The sequence below is a fragment of the Rickettsiales bacterium genome, from assembly GCA_025210695.1.
GTDB lineage: Bacteria > Pseudomonadota > Alphaproteobacteria > Rickettsiales > CANDYO01 > CANDYO01.
Genome location: JAOARE010000040.1, coordinates 1 through 13,348, shown reverse-complemented (window position 1 = coordinate 13,348; position 13,348 = coordinate 1). Strand labels below are relative to the sequence as shown.

The window sequence follows — 13,348 nt, the reverse complement described above, 5'->3', positions numbered from 1 at the left end:
ATGCTAAATCCTAGAATCCAAAAGATGAAAGACCCTATAGAAAAATCCATTAAATTTTTCATTATAATATTACCGGCGTTTTTTGCCCTTGTAAATCCTGTTTCCACCATAGCAAATCCCGCCTGCATAAAAAATACAAAGGCAGTAGCTATTAGAACCCATATCGTATCAATTGCAATAGAATGATCCATGATAAATCTCCTCCTTATTTTTTTATAGCTTTTTTTATTTAAAATCATGCCAGCTGTACATAATTTCTATCATTGATAAACAATACATACAAAAAAATAAAAAAAAAGACATCGACAGATTAAAAGAATTAGTATCCTCTTAATTGTAGACATCTTTGCCTTCTTGTTTTTTAAATTTTCTTAATATTAACATATATATTATTTTTTTTCAATACTTTTTTTCATATTTAAGGAAATTGCATAATTCTTGCTTGGCTGGATTGCATAATATATATGGTAGGTTCCGAAGTTTCGCAGCAGTTTGAAGTAGTTTATGGTATAATTTGTATATATTTCATTGTAAGGGATATTATATTTTTAAGGCAAAATACTTTTTAAAAGGGCAGGCCATTTGGCCTGCCCTTTATTGTAGGTTATATCCGAAGTATTCTTCCCCCCTTGTTTCAGAAGGGTTCTTAATCCTACAAATTATTGTACGACATCAAACGCTTCATCTGCCCAGCCCCTTGTATCTGTTACAGGTGCTCCCATTCCAGATTTTACTGATACAGCATCATAACCTAATACTCTTAATCCAGCTACAGTTTCACCGCTGTAGCAATATAGGTATACAGTCTCATACATTGAAATACTATAAAAATTATCTACTAACGCGCTAGTTCCCCACGGTCCATTAACTGCATCCATTAGGTGACCTGCTTCATAATCTTCAATTTGCTACTTTGTACAAGAAACCACATGAAAGATTATAACGCTTACTTTATTTATTGATTAGTTCTGCCTTTTGCAACATTCTCCGGATAACTGCTGCTGTTTCTGCTCTTGTAATATTATCTGTTGGTTTTAATGCATTGTTATCACCTTTTACAATATGCTTGTCAACACAAATTGCAGTTGCCTTTTCTGCCCAAGCTTTTACATGCTCATAATCTGAGAATTTTTCGAGTTCTAGACGTATTTCTTCATTTGTCATATCTGTGTCTAATTCAACAATTTTCATTGCTCTCATCAACATTACCATGGCTTCTTCTCTTGAAATCATGGCATCAGGTCTAAAATTGTTATCTTCATAGCCTTTTATTAGACCATACTCATTGGCTTTTGCTACTGCCTCATAGTACCAGTCTCCTTTATTTACATCATTAAAAATATTTTTTCCTTCATCACCTCGCATCAATCCTAAGCTTCGTACTAATATAGTAGCAAACTCTGCCCTTGTGATGCTGCGATCTGGCTCAAATGCTTCTTCTGATACACCTTTGATGACAAGTCTAGAACTCATATCCTCAACATCTTCTTTTGACCAGTGATTCAGTATATCTTCGAAAGACTTCTCATTCCATATAATAGAGTAAGTACTGTTTGTCAAACTGTTAATACGTGCATAGTATATACCATCAATCGCCTCAACAACCGTCGGTACGTGTGAGAAACTTCCATCCTTGTTGTAGACGATTCCTGTTGTAATCTTGTTATGGTCTACGCCTTCTGGTATCTTTATTAGTCTTCCAATATAACCATCGAATTTAGATACGCTCATGGAACTATTATTATGCTTACACGTGATTTCAAATTCAACAGGTGGTACCATGATTGCTTGGTCATTATCTTTTGCCTTTTTCTCCATTTCTTCAATCACTTCTTTGGGTGCTTTCGTTATCTTAATGTTCATCTTAATATCATCTAGATCAACGTCTTTGCCTATTTTCTCTGATATTTCTTCAATATTCAGCTTACTAGTCTTCAAGACATAATGTACATCTTCTGTTCTCACTTCAAGCTCTGCCTCTTTATCGGCCATATCTTTTACCAGCTGAACATCCAAGGTGCCTTCTACAATATCAGCCTTCGTGTTTACTGGGATGATAACGCTTGGCTGTTCTTCCTCTTGCAGCTTTTTCTCTACTTTCTTATTATCTACTTCTACAGTCGTAACAACTTTATTATCAACCGTCTTTGTTTCTCCAGTAGCTGCTGTTTCTACTTTACCATTGACGATAATTTTAACACCTTCTGTTTTGGGTTTTCTCTTCGTCCTTGATCCACCTGAGCCATGAGAACCCCCACTCGATGTATTGCTCACCACTTGAATTGCTGCACTTGTCGCATCTGTTAATCTGTTGCTTGTTTTTGCAATTAGATGTACTGTTTCTTCTGTATCGTGGTTCATGGTAAAGCCTGTAAACTCACCTACTCCGTTCATAATGTATGCTCTATTATTATTGAAGGATGCATTTCCTGTACCATCTTCTTCTATATTGGCCATATTACCACTATAATCAATATCTATTACGCCATTATTGTCTACTGCACTTACAACAGGGTCTGTTGTAAAGTCAACATCTGTATTAACCTTTATGGTCGTTGGACTTGGTTGAATTGAGAAAATCAGTTTTGTTGCTACAACGTCACTTTCCACGTCACTTGATGTTACTACATTAAGATTTGTCCCTGCACTATCATCATCATTGGCAATTAAGTTAAACGTTTGTTTGTCTGCTGTTGCTATATATTTTATATCTGTAAAATTAGCAATACCTTCACTAGCAGTTAAGCTTGTTGTTCCGCTTAATGATCCTTCTGTATTCTCTGCTAAAGTTACCATTTCACTAAACCCTTTATCTACATTACCAAACTCATCTACTGCTTTAATAACGGGTTGAGTTGATAAGACTTGTCCACTTATGCTGTCATCTGGTTGAGTAGTAAAAATGAGTTTTGATGCTACAACGTCCATTTTTGCATTGTTATGATTACTAATATTACTTGCTAAATCACTAGCCATAATAGTTCCACTACCTACCATTATGTCGGAATTATTAATACTAAGAGTGATTACTGTATTATCTACTATATTTGTGCTATCCATATAATACGCTTTTATAACATAGGTTTCACTTGCCCCATCAGCAACAGAAATATTTAATCCAGTAAATTCAATTTCTCCACTTCCAGAATTATAGCTACCTTCTACATTTGTTACATCGGGTCCATCAAGAATAAATTTCAATTTATTCATATCAATACTACTAACATGAAGGTTTAATGAAGTAATTGACAATGGCAAGCCATCACTTGTTCCACCATCTTGTATTTGAAAATCAAATATGTTAACAGGATTTAATAAATCAGCCGTTGTCGGTATACTGATCATTTGACTTTCATCAAGGGGTCCTACTTTAACCGTTCCATCGCTATCGGCTAAAGGCGCATCAATAGTAGCATTCGTTGTATCCGCTGTTGTAGTACTGTTCTCTACATTATCTGTAACTGTTACAGAGATATCTTTATTTGTTCCTCCAACCACGCCTCTTACAATGGTATAGGTTGCTGTCCATGTCTCTGAGTTATTGGTTGCTACTACTGCTTTTCCTCCTCCAAATGCACTAAAATCTACTGTGACTTCATTTATATCTAAATTGTTATCACCACTAGACCTATTGTTCCATGTAGCGGTTACGGTGTCCCCTATTTTAAATTCTCCATTTGTTCCTGATCCACCACTTATTGATATATTGGGATCCGTCACTATTGGCGCTTGGTTGTCCATGGTTGCATTACTTGTATCTGCTGTTGTGGTACTGTTTCCGGCATCGTCAGTTGCTGTTACAGCTACATTTAGATTTGTTGCATTACTTGTTCCTTTGGCTATTGTATATGTTGCTGTCCATGTACCGGAGTTATTGGTTGCTGCTACTGCTTTTCCTCCTCCAAAATCACTAAAGTCTATGGTGACATTATTTATATCTGAATTATTATCACCACTTGACGTATTATTCCATGTTACTGTTACGATATCTCCTATTTTAAATTCTCCACTTGTTCCTGACCCACCGCTTATTGATATGTTAGCATCCGTTACGACTGGCGCTTGGGTATCTATGGTTGCATTACTTGTATCTGCTGTTGTCGTACTGTTTCCTGCGTAATCAGTAGCTGTTATAGCTATGTTTTTGTTGGTTCCTCCAACCCCACTACTTGCAATCGTATAGCTCGCAGTCCATGTACCCGAATTATTGCTAGCTGTTACTGCTCTTCCTCCTCCGAATGCACTGAAATCTACTGTGACTTCATCTATATCTGAATTATTGTCACCACCTGCTGTATTATTCCATGTAGCGGTTACGGTGTCACCTATTTTAAATTCTCCACTTGTGCCGGATCCACCACTTATTGATATATTCCCATCGGTTACTATTGGCGCTTGGTTGTCTATGGTTGCATTGCTTGTATCTGCTGTCGTCGTGATGTTTCCAGTATCATCCGTTGCTGTTACTGCTACATTTAAATTTGCTCCTTCTGTTGATGCATTTGTAATCCCATAAGTTGCGGTCCATGTCTCTGAGTTATTGCTTGCTACTACTGCTTTTCCTCCTCCAAATGCACTAAAATCTACAGTCACTCCACTTATATCTAAATTGTTATCACCACTAGACCTATTGTTCCATGTCGCTGTTATGGTGTCCCCTATTTTAAATTCTCCATTTGTTCCTGATCCGCCACTTATTGATATGTTGGCATCCGTCACTATTGGCGCTTGGTTGTCCATGGTTGCATTACTTGTATCTGCTGTTGTGGTACTGTTTCCAGCATCGTCAGTTGCTGTTACAGCTACATTTAGATTTGTTGCATTACTTGTTCCTTTGGTTATTGTATATGTTGCTGTCCATGTACCGGAGTTATTGGTTGCTGCTACTGCTTTTCCTCCTCCAAAATCACTAAAGTCTATGGTTGCACTACTTATAATATCTGTATTATTGTCACCACTTGCTGTATTATCCCACAAAGCTGTTACAGTATCACCTATCTTAAAGGTGCCAGCTGTTCCTGTTGCCCCACTGATAGAAATGCAATTGGCTGTTACTATGGGAGCTACTCCTGTTACATCAATATTGATACTTGGATTAGTTTCTAAATTTTTACCATCTTCATCCGTTACACTTATTGTTATGGTAGCTTGGTCTTCTCCAGAGACGTTACTTGCACTTGTATATTTGATGTTAGAAGATGTGCCTAAGAAAGTATTAATATCTTCTGCTACTCCTGATAAAGTAACTATTTTAGACGATACAAGTGTTTCAGTTACACCGGCACCTATAGCAGAACCATTATTTACTGTCATGGAGCCTTCACTTGCAGTTATCGTTACCGTTAGTTTTCTTCCTGATGTAAACGTCATACCTGAAAAATCTAGATTTGATACTTCATCTTCTGTTACCGTTAAATCAGTTGGTACACCTGATACGGTTGGTCCATCATATGGTACAGTGCTACTTATACTATTAGAAGTTGCTTCTGTTAGATCCGAGCCACTTGTATCTTCATCATTGGCAATCAAAGAGAAACTCTCACCATTAGCTTTAGCATTGTAAACAATATCTGTGAAAGTCGCAACACCATCACTGGCACTTACACTGGTTGTTCCTCCTATAGTGCCTGCTCCATTTTCAGTTAAAGTTACAGTTTCTGTAAAGTCTTTATCCACATTATCGTTCTCATCAACTGCTTTAACGACGGGTTGAGTTGTAAGAGTATTTCCACTAGTACTTCCTGCTGGCTGAGTCGTGAAGATAAGCTTTGTTGCAACAACGTCCATTTTTGCATTTCCGTTATTGCTAACACCAGACCCTATATTCTTGCTCATAGCTGTACTGCTGTTATCTAGAACTGCATCTTCATTATTAATGCTTAGAGTAATGGATGTATTTTCTATTATATCAGATGCATCTCTAAAGTAGGCTTTAACAACATAAGTCTCCGAATCAGTATTCCCTTGAGGTTCTTCATTTGAAACAGATATATTTAAGTCAGTAAATTCAATCAATCCAGTTGAGGAGTTATAAGTTCCTTCTTTACTAACATCTGGTCCATCGAGAATAAAACCTAGCTTGTCTAAGTCACTACCGCTAGTGTGAACATTTAATGCAGTAACATTCACTGCCTTTCCATCTTTTGCTCCCAAATCTCTTATTTTAAAATCAAATACCTCTACCGCATTTGCAGAATTAAGAGCCGTTGTGGGTATACTGATTATATTACTTTCATCCAATTCACCATCAACGATATCCCCCTCGGAAGCATGCTCTATTTTTAGGTTATCGATTTCTAGCCAGCTTACATCACCTTCAATCTGCATAATTTTCACCATGTCGATAGACATAAATTCCGAGAAAGTACAGCACTGGGATAAATTTGTATTTCCTAATTCATTTGTCGTAAAAGAAGCACCATCTAAATATGTACCATCTTTATATCCTTTTATTTGAAATTTACTAGCATAACCTCCAAATATAATGATATCACAAGCCGTAAGAGCAAACGTTCGATCATTTTGTTCATTAATCGTTAGTTTTGTTTTATTATTTTTAAAGACATTATTTTCATATATGCAAAATGTACCTGCCCCATATGATACTGAGGTCGAATCTGTACTGTCCACAATACGGAATTCTAGACCGTAATAATCAACATGATTTTCCATATTGCCACTAATGTTGGGTCCTCCACCTTTATCAAAAGTATGGGTTTTATATGCACTTACATATAACAATCGATTAAACTTATCCCTCACATCATTCAATACAATAGGATTAATTTTTTCTTTTCCCGTCGTAAATTCAAGCTCAAAGTCGCCGCCTTTTTCCTTACTTCCAGTAGGGTTTATAGATGCCGCTATATCTGCCTTGGTGATATCTGCTAGCTTTTCTACAAAAGCTTTACCTTCATCCCCTTTAGCAATATTACAACCTAAAAGCTGAATATCTCCTTCTTGAGAAAGGTAACCTCCTAATTTCTCCCACTTCTCCCTGTTATCATTTAAATCATCACTGGATATAACGCTATTTTTAAACCGTATCTCCCCGCTTTCTCCATGAGAAATAATAGTTATATTTCCTACTTGACCCATTTGTTCTAGCTTATTGAGTATTTTATCTAAAGGTTTGTCTCCTTCTTCTATAAGAAGGGTTTCACCTTCTTTTACTGCATCTTTTAAGACTTCATAGTCTTCTATTGAAGTATCAATAACCGTTAGTTCCTTTAACTCTTTTTCCTTGTAGAAAGCTACATCAGAATCCCCATCAATTAGTACACTATTATCCTCTATAGGTGGTAGCGCATTAGATGTCTGTTTTGTTGTTTGCAAACTAATCATACTATGCTTTAGTTCCACTTGTTTCTGTTCAATCGGACTTGCTGTCGAGCTATCCTCATCGACTATAACATATGATTTTTGCGCTGCATCTGTTAACATTCTCTCACTTTCAATAGATGGTATGAATGTTGATGCTACTTGAGCCATAACCGGTGCTGACTGCAAGGCTAAAAGCAGTGATGCTACGGTTACGCATGAAGCTATTTTTTTGTGTAGTGATGTATCCTTAAAGGCGTGAGCTACTTTTCCTATAAGTTTCTTTTCATTTAAGCTTTTATTGCTGTCCACCCTTTCCAGCAATTCTAAGCATGCTCTCCTTTGCTTTCTTGTCTGCAAGTATTGTTCATCAATTTCATACTCGTTAAATAGCGACCGTTGATACGATGTCATATTTCTATTTTTTTTCATCTATTTTCTCTCCTCTATAATCATTATTAGTTTCAACGCCCTGTTATCTAATAAAAATGAGCTAGGCGTTTACAATATGCCTGACAAGTAATAATTCCCTAACCTAATTACTCAAGTGTTATTTTTATAATCACTCCTTCTAGCTGTAAAATATTTTTACTCTAAGGCATAAGTTAACCATAATACTACTCACCTTATATTAATTAATCTACTTTTACATCACCTGGTGCAATAGGAACAGGTGGTACATTTAAAATAGGTGATATTGCAACTGATTCGTGGGATAATACAGCAAGTAGAGCTAATAATTCAGATTCCACTTGCGTAAGAAACAATAATTTTATCTACTTCATTAAAGCTTCCTTCTCATCCTGATTTTCATCCTTTTCTTGATATTCCACCCAGCTACAGCCAAAAGGTGTGATCATAGCTCTATGATTTAAGGATTGTTGATAGTTGATGATATTCGCTCTTTTGACACCTTCAAGAATATGGACATCATAGAGTTCTTCAACGTTGTTATCATATTTTATTTCTCCAACAATCTCACCCGTCTTAATATTCACTATTACCACTCCTGCTTTGATCTCTTTATCAGCTATCTCTAAATCTGAAAAGGTATGGGTATTTCTAAGTTTACTGACTCCAATAAAGGCTATATCATCCTTAAAGCTTAAGCCTCTTATAAATCCATCAATTTTAGCAATCACTTGGTAAGTCTTTTTCTCAATGTCTACTTTAACTAGCTCTTCTGTTGCAGATAGTAGGAGGTAGACTTCTCCCTTATAGATTCTTGGTGAATGGGGCATAGGTAATCCCTCTAAAACAATTTCATTGGTTTGGGTATTGATAAGAATACCACTGGTCATCTTGTTCTTTCGCCAGCCTTCTTTGGAAGCTGTTTGTCCAAAAGCCGTCACATACCTAATCTTTTTATCTCTATCTACTGCCATGCCATTTAGATGGCATAGATCGTAGGGCAAATACCGCTTTATAAAAGGAGGCTTCCATATGGGCTCAAAGGAATACCTACCATCCAATCGGCATAAACAGCTAAAAGCCGTATTCACACCTACTAGCCCCACATCTGTAAAAGCTATATCATGGATATCCACGTAATCCGTTCGAAATAACGTTGTAGGAAAGTAAAAAGCATCATAGGTCTTGGGCTTATTCGGATAGGTTTGTGCTAACTTTTTATCTGTTTTAAATACAGTAACATTCAATGCTCCTGCTAAGGCTAAAAGATCATCCTTTAGAGCAATTCCCATGGGCCTTGCAAATTCTCGTATTAGCTGATACATGTTTTTACCATCGCTGGATAGTATAATAACCTTCCCCGCCTGGTAGGTTGATAGTATTAAAGATATATCAAGTTCTTTTAATAGTTGCAATGTCTTACCACTATAGATACATTGAAAAGGTCTTACAGCTTTATCTTCCAAAGGTTATTCCCTCCTTCATATTCATCAATTATTGTATTTTAATGAAGTTCTTATTTTATTTATCATGACTTCTTTACTCTCTTTTGATAAATGGACATCTATGTCAATATCCGTGGAAGTCGTATCACCTAGCCATATCACATGAATATCTTCTGACTGAATAATCGTTTTAAACATAGCCAATTCTTCTTGTTTTATATCTATAGCACTAGTAATCACCACCATACCAGCATCCATCATTAAGTTGACAACCTCAGCAAAACGCCTTAGCTGTTCTTCTTTATTCTCTTGACTACTCTCAATTTTTATATCCGCATCCACACCATAAAGAACTGTCCCAATTCCCATATAATATACAATATAGCCTGATTCAAAAAGTCTTTCTTCTAAAGCCTTAGCTAGCTCTTTCTTCTTTTCTTCTTTTTGTCCTGTTATAACAATAAGGCTTGGTTTTTGGCTATATTGCATCATCCTTCTTTCTCTGCTGATTGTACTTTTTTCCCATTTATCATTACGTTTCAATACTTTTTCCCGAACCCATTGTTGACTATCTTCAAGGGCCTCCATGATAATACCCCCACCGGCTATGTCATAATCATCAACAATGACAAAACGGCTAGTAGCTGCAATATCATCTATTAAGTCAAAAGCAATCCCTTTACTAAGCTTTAATACACATTGAGCTACTTCATTCTTTTCTACTTTATTTTTTTTACTGTATTGAAAGACACCAGTATCTAAAACCTTATTTATCGCTTCCACTTCTATGCTTACTTTTGTTGTACCGATTTTCAATTGATAGGCTTTATTTCTAATGAGTGAATGTTTTCCCAACCAAAATATATTAGCCCTGATTCGAGTAGAAACTTTAGGTTTTAATTCTATGCTTTTCGTGGCTATTTCCCCTCTTGTTATGTATATTTGATCAGTCATTGTAAAGCCACAAGCAAACCCTGCTGATAGCATTTTAGGAGATGGCATATTAAAGGCTTCTATAGAACGAACCCTTGTTTTCTTTCCAGATGGATAGAAAACTATTTCATCCCCTACTGTAAGTGTACCCGTTTCAATAGTCCCTGCTATAATCCTTCTATCGTCTCCCGACTTTGTAAATTTATAAACACCTTGTACAGGCATACGCAAAGGTTTATTTACAGGTGACTTTTCAGGTTCTAAAATATCCAACTGTTGCAACATAGTTTTTCCTCTATACCAAGGCATATTGTCTTTACTTTGTTCTACGACATTATCCCCATTAAATCCGCTCACAGGAATAAACGTGATTAGGGGAATACCTATTTCCTCTAAGAATAAACGATACTCTTTAACAATATGAAGAAAGTGTTCTTGATTGTAGTGAACAAGGTCCATTTTATTTACCAATACAACCATTTGTTTTACGCCTAATAGTGATAACAAATATCCATGTCTTTTGGAATTTTCTTTTATCCCTTCCTTTGCATCAATTACAAGAAAGGCTGCTTCAGCCCTTGAAGCACCCGTCACCATACTCTTTAAAAACTCTATATGCCCTGGGGCGTCAAGTATTAAATATCGCCTCTTATCCGAGTTGAAAAAGCAACGTGCAGTATCTATGGTTATACCCTGCGCTTGCTCATCTTTTAGTGCATCAAGTAAAAAAGCATATTCAAAAGGTTTTGCGTTCTTCTGGCATGTAGCTCTAACTTGTTCTATCTTTCCTTTTGGTAGGCTGTGAGTATCTGCAAGCAATCGGCCAATCAATGTACTTTTCCCATGATCGACATGCCCAATAATGACAATATTCATGGCATCCACTACATATAGCCTCCTCTCCTTAATTCCTCTAAACCACCGCCACCTTCTTTATCCTGAGCACGACCTGATCGTTCTCCAATACCTGCTAATTGGCCTTTTCTAAGTTCTTCAATGATATCATCTACATTTTTAGAATTCGATTCAATGGGATGGGTGCATGGTTGGCAACCTAAAGAGCGATATCGTGTGCCCTCGCCATTATCATAGTAAAGTGACACTGTGGGTATATTTTCTCTTTTTATGTATTCCCATATATTCAACTCTGTCCAATCCAGCAAAGGATGTATTCTCACATGGGTATTTGGAGCAAAAATAGTTTTAAACTGATTCCAGAACTCAGGAGGCTGATTTCCAATATCCCAATCATTATTTTTATCTCTAGGAGAAAAATATCTCTCTTTAGAACGGCTTCCCTCTTCGTCTGAACGGAGTCCAACGATAACACCATTGAAAGCCTCTTTTTGATCATCTATCTCATAATCACCTGTCTGATGGTTCAATCGGAAACGGTCCCACTGACCACTGAGAGTATTCCTTAATGCTTCTGTTTTAAGCATTTTACAACAATCAATACGGTTTACCTTTGCATCAGGAAAAGTATTCTTTTTATCAATAGCATCTTTATTCATGCCAACAATCATATCCAGCTGATATTCCTTGGCTAATCCATCTCTATATTTAATCATCTCTGGAATTTTATATGTTGTATCAATATGAACTAGAGGAAAAGGTACATGTCCAAAAAATGCTTTTCTAGAAAGCCATAACAAAACAGTACTATCCTTACCTATAGACCATAGCATACACAAATTTTTAAATTCACTGTATGCTTCTCTTAGAATGTGAACAGCTTGACTTTCTAATCTATCCAAGTGATCCATTCTTTCCCCTCCTATATTTTAGTAATAAGTATTAAATATACGTTATAACAGTATACTTCAACAATTTATACTGACATTGGACAGTGCACAAAATAACATCATATTTTAGAGAACAGAAAATATTTCTTATTCTATACATCCTATTTCCTTTAAATACGCCTTTATATCATCTACACATTGATCTATCGAACATATTATCGTATTCAACACTTTATCACTGCACTGAGGTATTTCAAACGCATCGCTTATTCCTGTGAACTGTAATATTTCACCATCAAGAGCTTTCTTATATAACCCCTTAGGATCTCTTTTTATGCAGGTTTCAAGTTGAGCGTCAACATATATCTCCTTATAGTACTCTTTCCCGATTATATTTTTTGCCATTGTCCTCATATTTTCCAAAGGCGTAATGACAGATACTAAAGTAATAAATCCAGCATCTCGAAACAACGAAGCCACCTCAGCAATTCGTCTAACATTTTCAGTGCGGTCATCCTTAGAAAACCCTAAATCGTTATTCAACCCATGCCTTATATTATCACCATCTAATCTATACACTAAGTAGCCTTGTTGAAATAGATAATTTTCTAATTCAGCTGTAATAGTCGACTTACCAGAACCTGATAATCCAGTAAACCATACAACCATGCCTTGTTGCTTTAACCTATCACATCGATCATTAAAACCGACTATACCTCTCTGCATCTTACTATTATCTTTCATGCTATACTCCTAAATTTATATTGTAAATACTAGTTCACATACGCTAACGTTGCATTAAAACGTATTTTTTACTCAATTATATCATATTCCCCTTAAATTTTTGGATTATTTTATTATATTTTGTCGTAATTTTCCATAAATCAGAATGGTTTCGTGGTTGTTTTCCCCCATTAAAAAGGGGCAAAACGGCATCTTTCAACCTTGTTTTGCCCAAAACCCCTCTTTAGTTCTACTCAATGGCATGACCCATGCCACCTTTAAAATAGAATAATGCTCCAATTACTATTAGTATTGATTAGGGAAAGTTACAAACATTGATTTTTCAACTAAGATAAGAACACTTCAACAAAAAAATCTTTCAGAAACTAAAAAACGGTAATTTTACACTACAAAAAAACGAAAATATACAAACCTAGCAAATCCACTATTTTCAGTGTGTTGCGGGGTGTTTCTTTGGTGTTTTGCTGCAAAACTTAAGAATTAAATTAATAGACATATGAACTGCCTTTAGAATTAAACCTAAGTAAATTTTTATCCTTCTATATTTATATTGCTTGTACCCCTATGTATAAATATGATATATTTTTAAAAAACATAGGAGGTTTGTTTAAATTGATGCAAGCAACTTTTTCAAAAATAGAAGAAATAGACGAGTTTGTCAATTTCGTATCTAAGCTTAAGGGGAAGGTCTATTTAGAATCAGGAGAAATCAAAGTAAATGCCAAATCTATCATAGGAGCTATGTATATT

Annotated in this window: 8 protein-coding genes; all 8 read right to left on the bottom strand. The window is 35.9% G+C overall.

Features of this window, described 5'->3' with window-relative positions; all coding sequences use genetic code 11:
• Positions 1-191: hypothetical protein (locus N4A31_06445; protein MCT4635857.1), on the bottom strand; the 191-nt coding region annotated here is incomplete at its 3' end.
• 468 nt (positions 192-659) lie between these two features.
• Positions 660-878, bottom strand: coding sequence for a hypothetical protein (locus N4A31_06440; GenBank protein MCT4635856.1), 219 nt, complete (start codon positions 876-878; stop codon positions 660-662).
• A gap of 73 nt (positions 879-951) precedes the next feature.
• Complete coding sequence (locus N4A31_06435) at positions 952-7,752, bottom strand: DUF4347 domain-containing protein (GenBank protein ID MCT4635855.1); 6,801 nt, start codon at positions 7,750-7,752, stop codon at positions 952-954.
• Between the two features lie 203 nt (positions 7,753-7,955).
• On the bottom strand, positions 7,956-8,087 hold the full coding sequence (locus N4A31_06430; GenBank protein MCT4635854.1) for a hypothetical protein: 132 nt from the start codon (positions 8,085-8,087) through the stop codon (positions 7,956-7,958).
• Positions 8,088-8,096: 9 nt separating this feature from the next.
• Positions 8,097-9,197 carry a TIGR03032 family protein gene (locus N4A31_06425; GenBank protein MCT4635853.1) on the bottom strand — a complete coding sequence of 367 codons (1,101 nt, stop codon included), beginning with the start codon at positions 9,195-9,197 and terminating at the stop codon, positions 8,097-8,099.
• A 24-nt stretch (positions 9,198-9,221) separates the two neighbouring features.
• Positions 9,222-10,985, bottom strand: coding sequence for a GTP-binding protein (locus N4A31_06420; GenBank protein ID MCT4635852.1), 1,764 nt, complete (start codon positions 10,983-10,985; stop codon positions 9,222-9,224).
• A gap of 8 nt (positions 10,986-10,993) precedes the next feature.
• A complete protein-coding gene (locus N4A31_06415) occupies positions 10,994-11,875 on the bottom strand; it encodes a sulfate adenylyltransferase subunit 2 (protein MCT4635851.1) in 882 nt (293 codons plus the stop codon).
• A gap of 126 nt (positions 11,876-12,001) precedes the next feature.
• Positions 12,002-12,598 (bottom strand): adenylyl-sulfate kinase, encoded by a 597-nt coding sequence (cysC, locus tag N4A31_06410; GenBank protein ID MCT4635850.1) that lies wholly within the window; start codon positions 12,596-12,598, stop codon positions 12,002-12,004.
• Between the last annotated feature and the right edge of the window lie 750 nt (positions 12,599-13,348).

What these genes read in the sequence shown, in the direction of transcription:
- N4A31_06440 (MCT4635856.1), bottom strand. Translation starts at nt 878, where the DNA reads ATGGATGCAGTTAATGGACCGTGGGGAACTAGCGCGTTAGTAGATAAT.
- cysC (MCT4635850.1), bottom strand. Translation starts at nt 12,598, where the DNA reads ATGAAAGATAATAGTAAGATGCAGAGAGGTATAGTCGGTTTTAATGAT.
- N4A31_06420 (MCT4635852.1), bottom strand. Translation starts at nt 10,985, where the DNA reads ATGAATATTGTCATTATTGGGCATGTCGATCATGGGAAAAGTACATTG.
- N4A31_06415 (MCT4635851.1), bottom strand. Translation starts at nt 11,875, where the DNA reads ATGGATCACTTGGATAGATTAGAAAGTCAAGCTGTTCACATTCTAAGA.
- N4A31_06435 (MCT4635855.1), bottom strand. Translation starts at nt 7,752, where the DNA reads ATGAAAAAAAATAGAAATATGACATCGTATCAACGGTCGCTATTTAAC.